Source organism: Brachyspira innocens ATCC 29796, from assembly GCF_000384655.1.
Taxonomy (GTDB): Bacteria; Spirochaetota; Brachyspiria; order Brachyspirales; family Brachyspiraceae; genus Brachyspira; species Brachyspira innocens.
Genome location: NZ_ARQI01000123.1, coordinates 38,729 through 57,229, shown reverse-complemented (window position 1 = coordinate 57,229; position 18,501 = coordinate 38,729). Strand labels below are relative to the sequence as shown.

Here is an 18,501-nt window from a genome sequence, read left to right as displayed (position 1 = left end):
TAATTCCTTATTAAAAAATTATAATCTTGAAACACTGGCATTAGCTTCTTTAGAGAAATTATCCATAGGAGGCATAGAAATAACCTTTTGATAATATGCCTTAGCTTTGGTTTTATCACCTTTAGCTTCGCAGGTTTTAGCCAAAAATAATATAGCCTCTTTAACATTTGAAGATTTAGGATATTTTTTTATTGCTGACAAAAGCACTGTAGAAGCATTATCATATTTATTTAAATTATAATAGCATTTACCCATATAAAACATAGAATTTTCTGCTGCAGCCGCATTAGGACTTTTAAGCAAAGTATTAAATGTTTTTATAGAATTAACATAATCATTATTATTATATAATTCTAAAGCTTTATTATAGGTAGGATCATTAATAGCAGTTTGTGCCTGAGCTGCAGGTTTTGCTGCTGAAGAAACATCTGTGTTTGGAGGAGCTATATCACTATCATCTGTTATATCAAGTTCATCTTTACATTCTTCTATTTTTTCTTTTACTGTATTATAATATGTAGAGTCTTCATCAGCATATTGCAGGTATCTTTTATAGGCATAAAGAGCATTTTTATATTTTTTATTTTTGAAATAAAACTCCCCTATACTATACAATCCTTCCAAAGGATCAGGAGCTTCATCATTAATATCATTTTCTACAAGTTCTCTAACTCTTTTATTTATTCTTCTAAGCTGATTAGAAAATACTTTGAGCATTTTTATGATAATAGGCTTATTTCTTGCTATTAAACTTTCAAACTCTTCATATGTAATTATAATAACAACACAATCAGTCAAACATTGAACCGTATCTTCCTGCGGATATGTTCCAAGTATACTTTTTACACCGAAAAACTCCCCTATATTGATAAGTTCTCTGGTTTCATACCCTGTTTCTTCTGACAAAAATATGCTTTGAGCCTGACCCTGTTTTAATATATAAACTCTATCTGAAGTATCCCCAGTAAAATATACTATAGAACCTGCTTTATATACTCTTGTTTGCATTAGTTTGTCCTCAATTAATTTTTATTATAATGAAAAAATATTATAATATGAAAGAGATAGTTTTTTATTCGGTTTTTATTCTATCACTTATAATACTTTTTTCAAGTTATTTTTTTTATTTTCTCATTTTATTTATCATCTCTATTGTATCTATATCGATTTTTTCAGCCCTTATTTTTAGGTCTTTAATTATCATTTTTATCTCATCATCTGTCATATTCTGCCCAAATTTAGCCTTTGCAGTAATATTTTTTATATTTATAACTCCTATTAACATATTATTCTGGGCATAGTTAAACATTTTATTATCTATTGATAAATTAGTATTATTCGGTTCATATTTTTTTACCAATTCATATAATATATTTCTTCTCTCTTCTATATCATTTATGCTTTCAAATCTTCCTTCAGCAAATATTGAAAAGAAAAATTGAGTAGGAATCATATTATTATTCATAAATGTTGATGGTATATAAGAATATAGTTTTGAGGCGGTAAATGAAACTTCTGGATTATTTTTCAAAATTTCATATTTTCTTCCAGACATAGCCCCATGAAAATATATTTGGTTATTTTTGAAGCAAAAACTCACAGGAACAGCATAAGGTATAATATCAGGCAATGCCATAACTCCGAATTCTATGCTGTTTAACATCTTATCAATCTCATGCATATCTTCAAATATGAAGTCCTTTCTTCTCATTACTGCCACCTTGAGTATTTTAATACAAAATAACAAATTATTTTATTTATTTTAATATACGGTTTATTGTATTTTTTCTTTATTAATATTATTATATAATTTATATAATTTCATTTTATACCAAAAATATTGGAGTTTTTATTATGAAAATAGCAATATCTCAGATTGAAATAATACCTTCTATGCCATGTGATAATACAGTTAGAATTATAAGTGCTATAAGCAGTGCCAAAAAAAATAATGCAGACATTATAGTATTTCCAGAGTTATGTGTATCTGGATATATGCTTGGGGATATGTGGGAGAGTAAGGGATTTATAAATGAGTGCGAAGAGCTAGGAGAAGAAATTATAAAATCCTCCAAGGGAATATATGTTATTTTTGGTAATGTAGCTTCTGATAAGAGTAAAAAGAATTTTGACGGAAGACTAAGAAAGTATAATGCTTTATTTGTAGCTAAAGACGGTAAATTAATATATAATAATACAACACCCTACCCTTTTATAATAAAATCGTTACTTCCTAATTATAAAGAATTTGAAGACCCAAGACATTTTTTTAGTTTGAAAGATTTGGCTTTTGAAAATAATGCTGATATAAAAGAATATCTAAAACCTTTAGAAATAGAATGTAACGGAGAAAAAATAAAACTCGGACTTACTATATGCGAAGATGCTTGGAGCAGTAATTATTCTTTCTCACCTATGGATATTATAAACAGCAATAAAGATGTTGATTTATTTATAAATATATCAAGCTCACCTTATACATTGGTTAAAGATACAAAGCGTCATAAGATGTACGGAGAAATTGCAAGTAAACATAATACTCCTGTTGTATATGTTAATAATGTAGGAATACAAAATAATGGTAAAACTGTTTATACATTTGACGGAGGAAGTGCTGTTTATGATAATAAAGGTAATTTATTATTAACAGGAAACAGATATGAAGACGATGTATATTATATAGAAATGGATATAAAAAATAAATCGTACCCTAAACCTATAGAAATACAGGAAGATGATGAATATAAGTTTATATATGATACAGTAATTTATGGAATAAGAAAGTTTACAAAATCTATTGGTGTAAATAAAATAGTCATAGGAGTATCTGGAGGAATAGATTCTGCTTTATCATCAGCTATGTATGTAAGTGCACTTGGTAAGGATAATGTTTTTCTTGTAAATATGCCTAGTAAATTTAATTCTAATACCACAAAAGATTTAGCTAAAACTTTAGCTGATAATTTAGGCTGTTCATATATGGTGGTTCCTATACAAGAATCGGTTGACTATACGGTAAAACAATTAGAAAACTCCCCTATTATAAAAGATGGAAATGAAAATTATTTGAAATTATCATCTTTTGTTATAGAAAATATACAGGCAAGAGACAGATCATCAAGAATATTATCAGCCATTGCAGCAAGCATTGGAGGAGTATTTACCTGCAATGCTAATAAAACAGAGACTATGGTAGGATATTCCACTATGTACGGCGACAGTGCAGGATTTTTTGCATGTTTGGCTGATTTATGGAAGTATCAAATATACGGACTTGCAAAATATGTTAACGAAAAAGTTTTCGGCAAAGAAATCATACCAGAAGGAACTATAAATATTATACCTAGTGCCGAATTATCAACTGCTCAGGCTGTAGATGAAGGTAAAGGAGATCCTATAAAATATGATTATCATGATTATTTATTTAAGTTTTTAATGGAATCATGGAACAGGATTATATTAGAAGATGTTTTGGAATTGTACATTAATGACAAATTGGAAGAGGCAATCGGATGCCAAAAAGGTATTTTGAATAAATATTTTGAAACAGCACATGATTTTGTAGATGATTTGGAGAAATGGTGGAAGCAGTTTATGGGAATGGGAATAACAAAAAGAATACAGGCTCCGCCAATATTAGCCATAAGTAGAAGAAGTTTTGGTTTTGGTAATAGAGAGGCTCAAAACAGAGTATATTATACTGCCAGATATTTATATTTAAAAAATAAATTATTAAATTTAGATTAACTATAAGAATTATTATAGTTATTTTAGTTTTATAATTTGAGAATTTTTGTATATTTAAAAGATAATTATTTTTCATAATTTCAGCAGTAAAATATAAAAATTATATAGTATTTGTAAAAATATTAGGTTCTATTTAGGTTCTATTATAGAACAATTATGATGTATTTAGAATGTAAAAAGTATTTAAATTTTACTGTAAAATTATTAGTATAGAAATATTTTACTTGCAAAAAGCTATAATAAATGTTATATTTATATAGTAATTTATTTAAACTATATAAAATTAAAGTAATAGGAAATTATATACAGTGGGAATATCTACTATTATAGATAATAACATACGTCAGGATATCTTAGATTATTCTGCCATTCTTGAAACTACAGTTAAGGATATACATTCTTTCTTGGAAGAAGTTGGCAGAGTATATAGTTTTATCGGCGAAAAATTTCCTATGATAGAACAAGAAATGAAAAATGAAAATGAGAAAGCTAATAATTTGCTTTCTTATTTTACTAATAAAGAGAAAGGTGAAAAAAACTTCTCAAATGATTTGGAAGAAAACCAAGAAGATTTCTTTTTGTCATTTGATAGAATGCAGAATTTTATATCTCAAGATAATGAACTTTCAGATTCTTTGGTTGAAGATGTAGGTAAAACCAGTAATATAATGGACTCTATAGAGCAAATAAGAATGCTTGCTGACCAAATTAAGGTATATTCATTAAATGCAATAATAATATCTTCTAAATATGGTGCAGGCGGTAAGGCTTTTGGAGAAATATCTAAAAACATCATAAAAATGTCAGAAACTTCAAATGAACAGGCCGACCAAATGAATAGAATTGGTAAGGAATTATTTGTAAGATTTGAATCATTTAAAACAGAGATATTAAAAACTAATGAATTACAAAGACAGAACTTTACTATTATGCGTGAACAGCTTGATAAAGAGCATAACAATATGGTTAACTCTTTTGCTGTATTTTCTAACATAATATCAAATATTATTTCAAGAGTTGATAATACTTATGATTTTATATTTGAAGTAATGATGGTTCTTCCAAGAGAGGATATTGTAAGGCAGCAGACAGAACATATAGTTGAATCAATAAATTCTATAGTTTATGAAAATAGAAATTTTATAGATTATTACGGTTCTCAAGTAGAGACTATGAATGCTGAAGATTTAGAGAAAACAGAGAACCAAACTTTAGAGCATAAATTATTAGATTTGCTAACCTTTGATGATGTTGTTTTAACTTTGATTATAGAAAACTTTAAATCAATTCATGAAGAAATAAGTTTAACAAACTCAGATATATACAAGAGTCTTAAAGGTTTAAAAGATGCTTTGCTTGATATAACATCAGACAGAACTACAATAGTTGAATATATGATTGGAGGCGAGACAGGAAAATCAGAATTTCCATTTACGGTTTCAGAATCATTATTTAATGAATATATGGGATTTATCAAACTTTATTTAGAAAACTTTAAATTGTTTTTAACTAATAAATATAGAATATCCGACAGTAATATAGCAATTATTGATTCCATAGAAGAATTGGAAAGTATGTTCTTAGAAACTAAAAATATAGCCAAAACCTTTAACTCGATTAACTTTTTGGCTAAAATAGAGCTTGAAAAAAACAGCGATATATTTAATAATTCTCAGACATTTTCTATAGAGAGTGTTGAATCTATAGCTACTAATATAACTGATACAGTAGATGCATGTTTGGAGCAATTCCATAATATTAAGGCAGCTATATTTAGTTCTATTAATAAATTTAAGTCTAATATTAATCAGCAGTCTACTGAACATACATTTATAGAATCTATGACAGACAGTGTGAGCAAACGTTTAGACGAGTCTAAATATATTATTAATAATAACATAAAAAGACTTGATAGTTATGCTGATGAATTATTCGGACTTATAGATAAAACTTTAATAGATTTAAGTTCTTTGAGTACCCTGCTTACAAAGATTAATGAAATAATAGAAATATTTAATAGCATGAGAAATGTTATAAGAAATAAGAAAAATGAATATTATAAATTATTGGGTATAGAAAACTGGAAAATAGAAAGTGATAAATATTTGGATATAGTAAATTCTTATACGATTAAGAAAGAAAGAGCTATAGCCAACAGTATTTTGTCTGGAGAAGAAGCACCTAATGTCGATATAAATATAGATGTAGGTGCAGACAGCGGTGATTTTACTATGTTTTAATAAAAGTAATGGAGGTATTTTTTTATGGCAGTTATAGAAATAAGTGACAATCTTAATATAAGAACTATGAGTAAATATTTTAAGAATGTCATTAAAAGTGCAAATTATAACGAAGATATTACTGTAAAGTTTAATTGTGAAGGTCCAGCACATATTGATTTGGCAGGTCTGCAGATACTGTATGCTATGAAAAAAGAGCTTGCTAAAAATCAAAAAAACCTTATAGTAGAAGGCATGGATAATTTATTTGTAGAGTATTTAAATATAATTAACGATAAAAATAATTGATAAAAATAATTAATGATATAAGAGGTTAAAGTATGGCTAAAACAATACTAATTGTAGACGATTCAAATACAGCTAGAGCATCTGTTGAATATACCTTAAAAAAGGGCAGTTATACTGTAGTGTCTGCAGATGATGGTACTACAGGATTAGAGGTTCTAGGTAAAACCCCAAATGTTGATATGATAATAACTGACCTTAATATGCCTAAAATGGACGGTATAGAGTTTATTAAGCATGTAAGACAGGTAGATCAACATAAATATACCCCTATTCTTATGCTTACAACAGAATCTCAAGATGAGAAAAAAATGGAGGGTAAGGCTGCAGGAGCTAGCGGTTGGCTAGTAAAGCCATTTAACCCAACCCAACTTTTGGACGTTGTTAAACGTTTTTTAAACTAGTTTTCCAACCATCTTATTATGATATATAATAAGGATTTTTATTAAAGATAGAGGTGTAATACATGTTTGATAGTGATGAATTTATTTCCATATTCTTAAGTGAAGCTAAAGAAATTGTAGAAGGTTTAGAAAATGATTTAGTTTTATTAGAGGATAATAAAAGCGATGAAGATCTTTTGAATAAAATATTCAGAAGTGCCCATACTCTAAAATCTTCAGCAGGTACTGTAGGTTTCACAACTATGAGTGAATTAAACCACGTTGCTGAAAATTTGTTAGAAAAAGTTAGAAGCGGTAAATTAGATGTAACACCGCAAATGATAACAGTACTTCTTGAGTTTTTAGATACTGTTAAACTTATGCTGCAAAATATTGTAGATGGAAAAAGTGAAACAGATGGTGTTACCAATATAGATTCATTAAAAGCTAAAATTAAAGCAATAGCTGATGGAAATGATCCTGCAGCAGCGGCTCCTGCACCAAAACCTGCAGAAGCTCCTAAAGCAGAGGAAAAATCTGCAGAAACTCCTAAATCTGAAGAAAAGTCGTCAGAAACAGCATCTGGAAGCAGCGGTTCTAATTCTTTCCATATTGATATGGGATTTAAAGCTACTATTTTTGATAATGGTATAGACCCTCTTATGTTTTTAAATGACCTTAGAGCCATAGGTACTATTAGTAATTTAAAAATAGAATGTAATAATTTGCCGACTATTTTAAATCTTGAAGATCCTTATGTTTGTTATACCCAGTTTTCTTTAGATTTTGATACTAATGCTCCAGATGAACAGGTGCAAAACATTTTCTTATTTGTAATAGACGACAATGATATTAATATCGTAAATACAAAAGCAGATATTAAAGATGATGATGAAGCTAAACCTGCAGAAGCTGCTCCTGCTAAGACTGAAGAAGCACCTAAAGCAGAAGAAGCTCCTAAAACTGAAGCTAAACCTGCAGAAACTGCTAATAATAATGCCCCTGCGAACAATAATCAGCCAGCTGCAGCAGTGCATAAAGCAGCAAAAGTTCAAGCACCTTCAACAGTTAGGGTTGATACAAGAAAACTTGACAGTTTGATGAACTTAATTGGGGAGCTTGTTATAGCTCAGTCAAGAATAATGCAGCTTACTCAAAGTTTAGATATAGATAACGGATTAAAAGAAGCTGTTAGCTCTATGGATAGAACTTCAAGACAAATACAGGAAGAAGTTATGAATATTAGGATGATGCCTATTGGCCCTATATTCAATCAGTTCCATAGATATGTAAGAGATTTGAACTTGGAATTAAATAAAGAAGTTAAATTAGTTCTAAAGGGAGAAACTACTGAAATAGATAAAAACATGCTTGAACAGTTATCTGACCCTCTTAAACACATGATAAGAAATTCTATGGACCATGGAATAGAAAAAACTAAAGAAGAGAGAATAGCAAGAGGAAAACCAGAATATGGTACTATAACAATGTCAGCAGCACACCAAGAAGGACATGTTGTTATAGAAGTATCCGATGATGGAAATGGATTAAATAAAGAAAAAATATTCAAAAAAGCTGTAGAAAGAGGTCTTCTATCTAAAGATGGTAAATATTCTGATATAGAAATATATAGAACTATATTCGCACCTGGCGTTTCAACTGCTGATAAAATTACTGACATATCTGGAAGAGGTGTTGGTATGGACGTTGTTAGAGCTAATGTTGAAAAGATGAAAGGTAAAATAGAAATAAAATCTGTAGAAGGTAAAGGCAGTACTTTTATAGTAAAACTTCCTTTAACATTGGCTATTATCGAAGGTATTACTTTTGCTTTAGGTGCTCAAATATACATAATGCCTCTTATATCTATTATAGAACAAATAAAAGTAAAAAATGAACAGGTAAAACCTTTTGAAGGTAAAGGTGAGATGATAAAAATAAGAGAAGAATACTTGCCTTTAATAAGACTTCATAAAGTATTTGAAATAGATACTCAGGTTGAAAATATAGAGGACGGTATAGTTGTTGTTGTAGAAGCAGGATATAGAAGATGTGCTATATTTGTTGATGAACTTTTGGATCAGCAGCAGGTAGTTATTAAATCTTTGGATTCTGCATTCGATAAACATGCTGGCATAGCTGGCGGTACTATTCTTGGAGACGGAAGAATAGCTCTTATTATAGATATACAAGGGTTAGTTAATATGTCTTTACAAGGCAAAATAAACAATGGCGTAAAATAAAGGATTGTAATATGTTAGATAATCAAAAAATAAATGCTGCTAATATACCTCAGGTTGGAGGTACAGCTTTGGATCATGAAGAAAATATTTCTACTGAACCAAGTCAGCAATTCTTAGTATTTAAAATTGACAATGAAGAATATGCTCTTGATGTTTTGAGTATTGATGGCATTGTTGGTGTTACTAATATTACTCCTGTACCAGGAAGCCCTAAATATATGAGAGGTTTGATGAATTTGAGGGGTAATATACTTCATATTGTTGATATAAGAATAAGATTTGGTTTGGCCAGAAGAGATGATCATTCTATTGAAGATGATGTTATAATAGTAATATCTACAACTAATAGAAAATTCGGAATATTAGCAGATATGGTAAGTGATGTTATAACTGTTTATGAAAGCCAGATGACCGAAACCCCTATTGATAATATGAGGGGACTTCAAATTTCTAATGTCATTAGATTGGAAAATAAAATTATTATGGTTCTTCCAATAGATGAAATCATCAAATCTAATGACGGAGAAAATAAAACAGTATAATTACTTATTGAGGTGTATATAATATGGATGATATGAATGCTAATATGCCCGCTTTAACTGATGCTGAGTTTAATGAATTAGTTAAAATTATTTATGATAAGACTCGTATACAAATGACTAATCATAAAAGGGCTTTAGTTACTTCTAGACTTAGTAAAAGACTTAGAGCTTTACATATGGATTCTTTTAGAGAATACATAGATTTTGTAAAAAATGCAAAAGATGAAGAATTGACAAATTTTGTTAATGCAGTTACTACGAATAAAACGGATTTCTTTAGAGAAAATAAACATTTTGAATATATGAAAAGTAATTTCCTTCCAGAGTGGGAGAAAAAGTTTAAGGAAGGAAAAGTAAAAAATCTTAGAATATGGTCAGCAGCTTGTTCAACTGGAGAAGAGCCTTACACTATACAAATGACACTACATGAATATTTCGGCTCTAATTATGATAGATATGATATAAAAGTATTAGCAAGTGATATAGATACCAATGTATTAGCTCATGGACGTGCAGGTATTTATAAAGAAGAATCAGTTGAACCAATACAGCCTAATATTTTAAGAAAATATTTTTTAAAAGGTACTGGGGATAAAGAAGGCCTTTATAAAGTAAAAGACATATTACAAAAGAATTTATTTTTCAGACAGTTAAATTTTAAAGATGAAGATTTTGATATACATACTCAGTTCGATTTGATTTTTTGCAGAAATGTTATTATTTATTTTGATAAAGAATTTCAAAAGGAATTATTTAATAAATTCCATAGATATTTAAAAGAAGATGGCTTGGTATTTATAGGACACTCGGAAACACTTTTTGGTGTATCTGATAAATTTAAATATGTGTCTAGTAATATTTATAAAAAGATTTAAGTAGGGGTATTAATAATGATTGATTTTCCAGCAGCGGCTAATAGTAATTTTAAAAGAATAACTATATATATAGGTGGATATTATGCTTCAAAAGAACCCGCTGTAATTAAAACCGTTTTAGGCAGTTGTATATCTGTTTGTCTCTTTGAAAATAAATTAAAATTCGGAGGTATGAACCACTTCATGCTTCCAGAAATGAGAGAATGGGAAAATCCAGCAGAAGATTATAACAATACTAGATACGGTGTTTTTGCTATGGAGGTTCTGATAAACGAAATTATTAAATTAGGTGGTAAGAAAGAAAATCTTACAGCCAAAATATTCGGCGGAGGACATGTTCTATCTGGTATGACCAGCAACATTCTCCAAGTACCTGATAAAAATATACAATTTGCTAAAAAGTTCTTGGCTGATGAAAAAATACCTATAGTTAGTGAAGATGTAGGAGGTTCTTGGCCTAGAAAAGTATTCTTCTTTAATACTGAAAATAGAGTGCTTATGAAAAAACTAGAAGGTAAAACTAAAGAGTTCTCAGCAGAGCAAGAAATTAAATACTCTAAAAACTTACAGCATAAACTTGAAGAAAAATCGGACATCACATTGTTTTAATATATTAATAATTATTAAGGATTTTTTATGGCTACAAAAATTAAAGTATTAGCTATTGATGATAGCGCATTAATTAGACAATTGCTAACAAAAATTGTTAACTCGGATCCTGCTTTGGAAATGGTTGGTACTGCTGCAAATCCAATTCTAGCTGAAAGTAAGGTCAAAAATCTTAAACCAGACATTATTACTTTAGATATAGAAATGCCAGAAATGGATGGTATTACTTATCTTAAAAAACTTATGCTTAATAACCCTATCCCTGTAATAATGTTTAGTTCTTTGTTAGATAAACATAGAGAATTAGCTTTGGATGCATTAAATATAGGTGCTTTTGATTATGTTATAAAACCATCTGCCAATGTTAGAGATGGCGTTGAAGAATTGGCTACTGATTTGGTTGAAAAAATAAAAAATGCCTATGCAAACAGAGCTAAATTCTATAGAAAACATGGTGTTAATATGCCGACTGAAACAGCTTCCCCAGCAGAAAGAACACCTATTAGTTTAGAGGCTCCTAAAACTGCAGGATTTAAAGTTTACCAAAAAAATACTGCTGATATTATACTTCCTCTTACCCCTTCAAGAGAAACTCCTATGGATAAAATTATTCTTATAGGTTCTTCTACAGGCGGTACTGAGGCTTTAATAGAATGTCTTAAAAATGTTACTCCTTCAGCTCCCCCTATAGTTATCACTCAGCATATGCCTGAACATTTTACTACTTCATTTGCTAAAAGATTAAACAGCATATTGAAAATTGATGTGGCTGAATCTGAAGACGGAATGAGTATAGGAAGAGGACAAGCTGTTTTAGCACGCGGCGGTAAGCATACTATGATTAAAGTAAAAAATGGTAAATATTTTATAGAAGTTAGAGACGGAGAGCCTGTTACAAGACATAAACCTTCTGTAGATGTACTTTTCAGAAGCGGTGCCGTATATGCTAAAAATAAAGCTATTGGTATAATACTTACTGGTATGGGTGATGATGGTGCCAATGGTATGAAAGAAATGAAAGATGCAGGAGCATACAATATCGCACAAAATGAAGAAACTTGTACTGTATTTGGTATGCCTAGAGAGGCTATAGCAAGAGGCGGAGTAGATGAAGTTCTGCCTTTAGATAAAATACTTGCTGCTGCTTTGAAAAGAGTATAACTCTTATGAAACAAAATATAGATTTATATGAATATATAAATAAATGGGTAGGTAATTCTACTATCTACCCATATTATAAAATAGATTTAAAATTAGATTTAATATCAAAATTAATATCCGCACACAAATCATTTAATAATATATCAATTTTAGCATCTGGTGCAAAAAGAAACCGTACAGATATAAACTATATGGAATATCTTAATGTATATATAATGTTAAATGATACTGATGGTGTTACAGATACTAGAAAATTCAAACTTTCTATATTGGATTTAATTAAAAAAAATGACAACTATCAAACTAAAATTAATGAAATATCATACTATTTGATATTAGAGTATGAAAATGAAAAAATAATGCTCCTACCCTCTTTTAAAAATGTAGATGAAAATAATATTGAAGGAGCTATGATTACCAATTCTAATGGTACAAATGAGATATTTTATCCTAAACTTGATAATAAAAATTTTGATAAGAAAGAACAGGAATGCGGAACTAATTTTATTAATCTAATAAAAATATTTAAATATATATTTTTGACTTTTTCTAGTGAAATTAAATCTATGAATGAGTTATCTCCAAACATCATAGAAGCTCTTGTATGGAATCTCCCAAATGAATATTTTAACTTTAATGATTATGATGAGGCTATATTAAAAGCGATAGATTATATTTATGAAAAGATAGCTAGTGATGATTATATGTCGCTTTCTGAGATTAATGATATTAAAGTTTTGTTTTCTATTAAAAATAATTTGCATAGAAAAGAAATTCTTAAGGCTTTGTATAAAATAAAACAAATCATACATGAAAGCATGTAAAAAATGATTTTTTCCTTATTTTTCTTTAATAACTACTAATAGTAATATTGAATTAATTTTTACTAATGATATAATAATTAACTTATATTATAATTTTTTTTGTTTATTTTATAATAAAATTTTCTAGGAGAAATAGAATGAAAAAAATACCAGAAATTTTTGGCAGTATGGTTTTTAATGATAATGTCATGAAGGATAAATTACCTAAAGACATTTATAAGAAACTTATAAAAACTATAAAAAATGGAGAACGTTTAAACTTAGAAGTTGCCAATGTTGTAGCTCATGCTATGAAAGAATGGGCTATAGAAAAAGGTGCTACACATTTTACACATTGGTTTCAGCCTATGACTGGAGTAACAGCAGAAAAACATACTAGTTTCATAGCTCAAACAGATGATGGTGCCACACGTATGGAGTTTACTGGTAAAGAATTAGTTCAAAGCGAACCAGATGCTTCTAGTTTTCCTTCAGGCGGTTTAAGAGCTACATTTGAAGCTAGAGGATATACTGCTTGGGATCCTACTTCTTATGCTTTTATTAAAGATGATACTTTATGTATACCTAGTGCTTTTTGTTCATATAGCGGTGAATCTTTAGATAAAAAAACTCCGCTACTTCGTTCAATGCAAGTTATAGAAAAAGAAGCAAAAAGAATATTAAAACTTTTTGGTCACAATAACATTAATAGAGTATTTACAACTGTTGGTGCTGAACAGGAATATTTTTTAATAGACAGAGAATTATATTTACAAAGACCTGATTTGAGATACTGTAAAAGAACATTATTTGGTGCCTGCCCTCCTAAAGGTCAGGAATTAGAAGATCATTATTTCGGTGCTATAAAGCCTAGAGTATTAGAGTTTATGAAAGAACTTGATATTGAACTATGGAAACTTGGTATAGTTGCTAAAACAGAACATAATGAGGTAGCACCAGGTCAGTATGAATTAGCACCTGAATTTACTATTACAAATATGGCAACTGACCAAAACCAAATTACAATGGAGCTTATGAAGGTAATAGCTGAAAAGCATAACCTTGCATGCATACTTCATGAAAAACCTTTTGCAGGTGTTAATGGAAGCGGTAAGCATAATAACTGGTCTATAGCAACCGATACAGGTATGAATCTATTAGACCCTACAGATAATCCTGCTAAAAATAAACAGTTTTTATTATTTTTAGTAGCTATTATCAAAGCTGTTGATGAATATCAGGATTTGCTTAGAGTTACAACTGCTAGTGCAAGCAATGATCACAGGCTTGGTGCTTCTGAGGCTCCTCCTGCTATTATATCAATGTTTCTTGGAGATGAATTAACTGAAATACTTGAATCTATGGAAAATTCTAAAGACTATGAAGGAAAAGCAAAAGTTGAAATGGAAATGGGAGTTAATTCTTTGGCAAGACTTACTAAAGATTCTACTGACAGAAATAGAACATCCCCTTTAGCATTTACTGGAAACAAATTTGAGTTTAGAATGGTAGGTTCAAGTCTTTCTGTATCAGGACCTAATATAATATTAAATACTATAGTTGCTGAGGCTTTATCACAGTTTGCAGATATATTAGAAAAATCTTCAAATTTTGAAAAAGATGTAGATGAACTTATAAGAGATACTATAAAAAAACATAAAAGAATAATTTATAATGGAAACAACTATTCTGATGAATGGGTAAAAGAGGCTGAAAAAAGAGGATTATTTAATCTAAAAACTACTCCAGAAGCATTGCCTCATTTTATATCTCAAAAAAATATAGATGTATTAACCAAACATAAAGTACTTACAGAAGTTGAAATACGTTCAAGATATGAAATAGGAATGGAAGAGTATGTAAAAGAAATTAATATTGAAGCTCTTACATTAACAGATATGGTCTATAAGCATATACTTCCTTCTTCTATAGAATATACTGGAGAACTTGCTAATATAGCTGATAAGAAAAATAATTTAAAAGTAAATTTTGATGTTGAAAGTGATTTAATTAATAAACTCAATAAACTAATTTCAGATTTATACAGTAAATTGGCAAAATTAGAAGAATACATTGCTGAAGGTAAAAAAATTACTGATGTATCAAAAGCTGCTAATTTTTCAAGAGATAAGATATTTGCATGCTTAGAAGATATGAGAGTTACAATAGATGAATTAGAAAGAACTGTTTCTAAAAAATATTGGAAACTTCCAACTTACGGAGATATGCTATATAGTTTATCATAAACGGTAAGTATAAATAACAAAATCAGGTATAATTATTTAAATATATTTATACCTGATTTTTTATGTTTTAAATTTATAATATATAAATTATTCACTTTGCATTACAGATAAAGCATTATTCAAATGTTCTATAAACTCTTTATTAAATTTTTCTGGAGATATTATTTTAAAAGAACCTAACCAAGGACTTAAAAATATTCTTAATTCTGTAAAAGATGAAAAATCAAAATTAATTAATACAGAGCCATCTTCTAGTTCAGTTTTTATTTTTTGATTAAATCCGTAATCTCTATTCTTAAAATAATGGGAAACATTAGAATTAAACTTAACCAAAGTTTTTACAATCTTATCTTCATTCCAATATATACTTCTCTTACTCTCTAAATGTTTAATTAATTTATCTCTCTTTTCAGATCTTATTTTATATTGATTGTCATATTCCTCTTTGTCTTTTTTATCATTAAACTTAATTTTTTTCATTAAATTAATATTTGATATATTATTGATAATATAAGTCTTTATTCTGTTCTTTTTATTATCATTGGCAACCAAATACCATATGCCCTGAAAATAATAAATAAGATAAGCCGAAGCCTCCACTCTAAAACTACTTTTAGCACTTTCCATATAATAATCAAAACTTATATCATTTAAGTCTTTAACAAATGAAAGCAGTTTATCTATATTTTCACTGTCGCCTGATATATTATTAATATCATTGCTTGCTATTAATATAACATCATAATAATCATCATCTATATTTTGAGGTAATAATTTTGATACTGTAGAACGAGGTATAAGAGATAAATTTGCACTAACTTTTTTAATAAAAATAGAGAACAATATATCTACATTTTTTTTGATATTATAATCAAAATTAAACCCTTTTTTTATTTTTTTCAAATCTGAAGAACTTATAACGTATTTATCTTTTTCTGATTTCAATTCTATTCTAAGATATTTTTCTATTTCCTTTATATCTCTCAAAAGAGTTCTTTTAGACATATTATTGTCATCTACAAATTTATTTTTTAATATAAAACCGTCAAGTATTAAAGAAGTATATATTTCAAATAATCTCACAAACTTTTTATTTTCTGTCATATTATTTCCCTCATATTAAAACACACTATGGACAAACTCTTTAATAGCATTTCCATTAATTTTGAACTGCTCATTTTCTACAGTAAAATATCCATCTATTACTCCCTTTGTAGTTTCAAAATCTATTTTTTTGAATCCGCCTAAATCATCATATAAATAATTGCTTGTAACAGTAAATACAAAACTGAAACCTTCTTCTTTTGAATAATAATCTATAACATCCTTATATTCATGAGAATCAAAATTTTTATATATATGCCATTTATTTTTAAATAAAAATTTAACAATTCTTGAATTCTGAGACTGAGGTTTGCTATCATAAATAAAAATTGGTATAGGATCAGTATTGTATGATGTATATGCTAATGCAGCTATTACATTATGAGTATATCTTGAAGGATTTCTACCTACAGTATTAATTGCCAAAACAGAACTTGTATCAGTTATTGAGTTTTCACTTCCGGGCACAACCAAATATCCAGATGGAAGACCATAATAAAAAGATACATACAAAGCTCTGTTGCCAGCCCAATTCACCATAGAGGCACTAAAATTAGTAAACTTGAAAGAGAATTCAGTGTCTATTATATTATTTATAGAAGTTTTTAAATTTAGTTTTGTATTGTAGAAGTTAGGTATTTCCAAAGATAATTCTCCAATGCTCTTTCTAAACTGGGCACGTATAAAATTATCATAAAAATCTAAATAATCTTTTTCATCTTCTTTAATAACAAATGACTGAGAATCTCCATCTAATATATTAAAGGCATAGTATGAAAAATATCTTTTTAAATTATATTTATAAAGTTTCCAAAATATTATATGATTATCATGAAATAAATATAAATAAAGATTTTCAACCATATCTTCATTAATTTGAATAGATTTAGGAATACTCTCAAAATCACCCGTATAATATATTCCATTATTATTTGTTATTATAGGATTATTAACATCTAATACTGGAGTATCATTTCTCATATATGATTTCTCTGGTACACTTCTATAATTTACCTGTATAAATATAATTGTAAATAGTACACAAAATAAAGCTATAGCGATTACAGCAATATATTTTCTTATATAGCTTGAAGAATATTCATAATAATCATCTTTCGCTATAAGACGTTTTTTTATATGCATAGTTTTTCTTCTGTTGTATTATTTGTATTATTATTATTTTCTAAACTAGCTTTAATATCAGCCTGTACTTCTTCTTCTGTTCTGTTTCCTACAGATGTATCCAATAATTTACTTAATGCAAATAATGCCACTTCTATTTCATCGTCCTGAGGTCTTCTAGTTGTGATTTTCTGAAGTAAAAGACCTGGTAATATGGCAAGTCTCATAAGAGGGAAATTATAAAATCTAAAACCCAATTTTAATATCTCATAAGATATACCAGAAACAATAGGAAGAAGTAATATATTAATAGCCAAAACAGTTAAATTTCCTATTATTTTAGGCGGAGTATAAGAAGCATATATATATGTGTACACAAAATAACTTGTAAACATATAAAGCAGAATTGAAACAGTTAATACTAAAAACATAAAAGTAGTTCCGCATCTAGGGTGTATAGTAGTATAATCTCTTATATTTCCAGTATCAGGGTCAAGGCCATGTTCATAGGCATTAACAACCATATGTTCTGCTCCATGATATTCAAATACCCTTTTTATATCTTTAAAAAATGATATTACAAGCAAATATAATACAAATATAGCCAATTTTATAGCACCTCTTGCCAAATTAAAAATAACAAAATGTTCTTTCTCATTTATTCCTATAAGTGTAGTTATAAAATAAGGCAAAGCTATAAAAAGTCCTACAGCAAAGGCTAAAGAAACAAGCATACTTAAAGTCATAGCCAAACTGTCATTTTTTTGGTTATTTGATTTGTTTGCCTCTTTTTTATTATTATCTTCTTCAAGTCCTGCAGTATTTGCTGAGAATACTAAAGTCTTATATCCTAATTTCATCATATCTACAAAGTTTACAACACCTCTTATGAAAGGCATTTTAGTTAAACTGTTTCTATTTTCGGCAATAGATGCTTTTATAAAATCTATCTGTTTATCTGGCTTTCTTACTGCAACTACATAATGGCTTTTATTTCTAAGCATTATACCTTCTATTACAGCCTGTCCGCCTACACCTTCTTTAATTCTATTTTCATCTAATTGTTTTTTCATCAAATGCATATCCTTATTTATTTTAATATTAAAGTAGATATATCATATATTAAATATTATATTCTTTC

16 protein-coding genes are annotated in these 18,501 nt (G+C 28.4%); 11 read left to right on the top strand and 5 right to left on the bottom strand.

Annotation, left to right across the window (positions count from 1 at the left end; translation table 11 throughout):
* Positions 1-18: 18 nt before the first annotated feature.
* Entirely contained in the window at positions 19-1,008 is a 990-nt protein-coding gene (locus F811_RS0111695; protein WP_020005424.1) for a cyclic nucleotide-binding domain-containing protein, read from the bottom strand.
* A gap of 115 nt (positions 1,009-1,123) precedes the next feature.
* On the bottom strand, positions 1,124-1,711 hold the full coding sequence (locus F811_RS0111690; protein WP_020005423.1) for a pyridoxamine 5'-phosphate oxidase family protein: 588 nt from the start codon (positions 1,709-1,711) through the stop codon (positions 1,124-1,126).
* 143 nt (positions 1,712-1,854) lie between these two features.
* Between F811_RS0111690 and nadE the strand changes: the two genes are divergently transcribed.
* The 11 genes from nadE (at position 1,855) to F811_RS0111635 (ending at position 15,134) form a co-directional block, all read left to right on the top strand.
* The gene (gene nadE, locus F811_RS0111685) at positions 1,855-3,747 is read left to right on the top strand and encodes an NAD(+) synthase (protein WP_020005422.1); all 1,893 of its coding nucleotides are present in this window, start codon (positions 1,855-1,857) and stop codon (positions 3,745-3,747) included.
* A gap of 308 nt (positions 3,748-4,055) precedes the next feature.
* Entirely contained in the window at positions 4,056-5,987 is a 1,932-nt protein-coding gene (locus tag F811_RS0111680; protein ID WP_020005421.1) for a methyl-accepting chemotaxis protein, read from the top strand.
* Positions 5,988-6,011: 24 nt separating this feature from the next.
* A complete protein-coding gene (locus tag F811_RS0111675; RefSeq protein ID WP_020005420.1) occupies positions 6,012-6,275 on the top strand; it encodes a hypothetical protein in 264 nt (87 codons plus the stop codon).
* A gap of 32 nt (positions 6,276-6,307) precedes the next feature.
* On the top strand, positions 6,308-6,676 hold the full coding sequence (locus tag F811_RS0111670) for a response regulator (RefSeq protein ID WP_013112633.1): 369 nt from the start codon (positions 6,308-6,310) through the stop codon (positions 6,674-6,676).
* 62 nt (positions 6,677-6,738) lie between these two features.
* The gene (locus F811_RS0111665; protein ID WP_020005419.1) at positions 6,739-8,898 is read left to right on the top strand and encodes a chemotaxis protein CheA; all 2,160 of its coding nucleotides are present in this window, start codon (positions 6,739-6,741) and stop codon (positions 8,896-8,898) included.
* Between the two features lie 11 nt (positions 8,899-8,909).
* Positions 8,910-9,440 (top strand): chemotaxis protein CheW, encoded by a 531-nt coding sequence (locus tag F811_RS0111660; protein ID WP_020005418.1) that lies wholly within the window; start codon positions 8,910-8,912, stop codon positions 9,438-9,440.
* A 23-nt stretch (positions 9,441-9,463) separates the two neighbouring features.
* Positions 9,464-10,315: a CheR family methyltransferase gene (locus F811_RS0111655; RefSeq protein ID WP_020005417.1), complete on the top strand. Its 852-nt coding sequence runs from the start codon at positions 9,464-9,466 to the stop codon at positions 10,313-10,315.
* Between the two features lie 15 nt (positions 10,316-10,330).
* Positions 10,331-10,924: a chemotaxis protein CheD gene (locus F811_RS0111650; RefSeq protein WP_013112629.1), complete on the top strand. Its 594-nt coding sequence runs from the start codon at positions 10,331-10,333 to the stop codon at positions 10,922-10,924.
* Positions 10,925-10,951: 27 nt separating this feature from the next.
* A complete protein-coding gene (locus tag F811_RS0111645; RefSeq protein ID WP_020005416.1) occupies positions 10,952-12,085 on the top strand; it encodes a protein-glutamate methylesterase/protein-glutamine glutaminase in 1,134 nt (377 codons plus the stop codon).
* A 5-nt stretch (positions 12,086-12,090) separates the two neighbouring features.
* Positions 12,091-12,909 (top strand): nucleotidyltransferase-like protein, encoded by an 819-nt coding sequence (locus tag F811_RS0111640; protein WP_020005415.1) that lies wholly within the window; start codon positions 12,091-12,093, stop codon positions 12,907-12,909.
* Positions 12,910-13,046: 137 nt separating this feature from the next.
* Complete coding sequence (locus F811_RS0111635; protein ID WP_020005414.1) at positions 13,047-15,134, top strand: glutamine synthetase III family protein; 2,088 nt, start codon at positions 13,047-13,049, stop codon at positions 15,132-15,134.
* Between the two features lie 87 nt (positions 15,135-15,221).
* Here F811_RS0111635 and F811_RS0111630 read toward each other — a convergent pair whose 3' ends face one another.
* Genes F811_RS0111630 through F811_RS0111620 form a run of 3 tightly spaced genes read right to left on the bottom strand, consistent with a single transcriptional unit; the run spans position 15,222 to position 18,433 of the window.
* Complete coding sequence (locus F811_RS0111630) at positions 15,222-16,238, bottom strand: WYL domain-containing protein (protein WP_020005413.1); 1,017 nt, start codon at positions 16,236-16,238, stop codon at positions 15,222-15,224.
* 15 nt (positions 16,239-16,253) lie between these two features.
* Positions 16,254-17,381: a hypothetical protein gene (locus F811_RS0111625; protein WP_020005412.1), complete on the bottom strand. Its 1,128-nt coding sequence runs from the start codon at positions 17,379-17,381 to the stop codon at positions 16,254-16,256.
* Positions 17,372-18,433, bottom strand: coding sequence for a DUF1385 domain-containing protein (locus F811_RS0111620; RefSeq protein ID WP_020005411.1), 1,062 nt, complete (start codon positions 18,431-18,433; stop codon positions 17,372-17,374). The genes F811_RS0111625 and F811_RS0111620 overlap by 10 nt, the downstream gene beginning before the upstream one ends.
* Between the last annotated feature and the right edge of the window lie 68 nt (positions 18,434-18,501).

Excerpts from the sequence above, each read along its gene's own strand:
- F811_RS0111695 (WP_020005424.1), bottom strand. The coding sequence starts at position 1,008 with ATGCAAACAAGAGTATATAAAGCAGGTTCTATAGTATATTTTACTGGG.
- F811_RS0111665 (WP_020005419.1), top strand. The coding sequence starts at position 6,739 with ATGTTTGATAGTGATGAATTTATTTCCATATTCTTAAGTGAAGCTAAA.
- F811_RS0111675 (WP_020005420.1), top strand. The coding sequence starts at position 6,012 with ATGGCAGTTATAGAAATAAGTGACAATCTTAATATAAGAACTATGAGT.
- nadE (WP_020005422.1), top strand. The coding sequence starts at position 1,855 with ATGAAAATAGCAATATCTCAGATTGAAATAATACCTTCTATGCCATGT.
- F811_RS0111645 (WP_020005416.1), top strand. The coding sequence starts at position 10,952 with ATGGCTACAAAAATTAAAGTATTAGCTATTGATGATAGCGCATTAATT.
- F811_RS0111670 (WP_013112633.1), top strand. The coding sequence starts at position 6,308 with ATGGCTAAAACAATACTAATTGTAGACGATTCAAATACAGCTAGAGCA.
- F811_RS0111690 (WP_020005423.1), bottom strand. The coding sequence starts at position 1,711 with ATGAGAAGAAAGGACTTCATATTTGAAGATATGCATGAGATTGATAAG.
- F811_RS0111640 (WP_020005415.1), top strand. The coding sequence starts at position 12,091 with ATGAAACAAAATATAGATTTATATGAATATATAAATAAATGGGTAGGT.
- F811_RS0111655 (WP_020005417.1), top strand. The coding sequence starts at position 9,464 with ATGGATGATATGAATGCTAATATGCCCGCTTTAACTGATGCTGAGTTT.
- F811_RS0111630 (WP_020005413.1), bottom strand. The coding sequence starts at position 16,238 with ATGACAGAAAATAAAAAGTTTGTGAGATTATTTGAAATATATACTTCT.
- F811_RS0111620 (WP_020005411.1), bottom strand. The coding sequence starts at position 18,433 with ATGAAAAAACAATTAGATGAAAATAGAATTAAAGAAGGTGTAGGCGGA.
- F811_RS0111650 (WP_013112629.1), top strand. The coding sequence starts at position 10,331 with ATGATTGATTTTCCAGCAGCGGCTAATAGTAATTTTAAAAGAATAACT.
- F811_RS0111660 (WP_020005418.1), top strand. The coding sequence starts at position 8,910 with ATGTTAGATAATCAAAAAATAAATGCTGCTAATATACCTCAGGTTGGA.
- F811_RS0111625 (WP_020005412.1), bottom strand. The coding sequence starts at position 17,381 with ATGCATATAAAAAAACGTCTTATAGCGAAAGATGATTATTATGAATAT.
- F811_RS0111635 (WP_020005414.1), top strand. The coding sequence starts at position 13,047 with ATGAAAAAAATACCAGAAATTTTTGGCAGTATGGTTTTTAATGATAAT.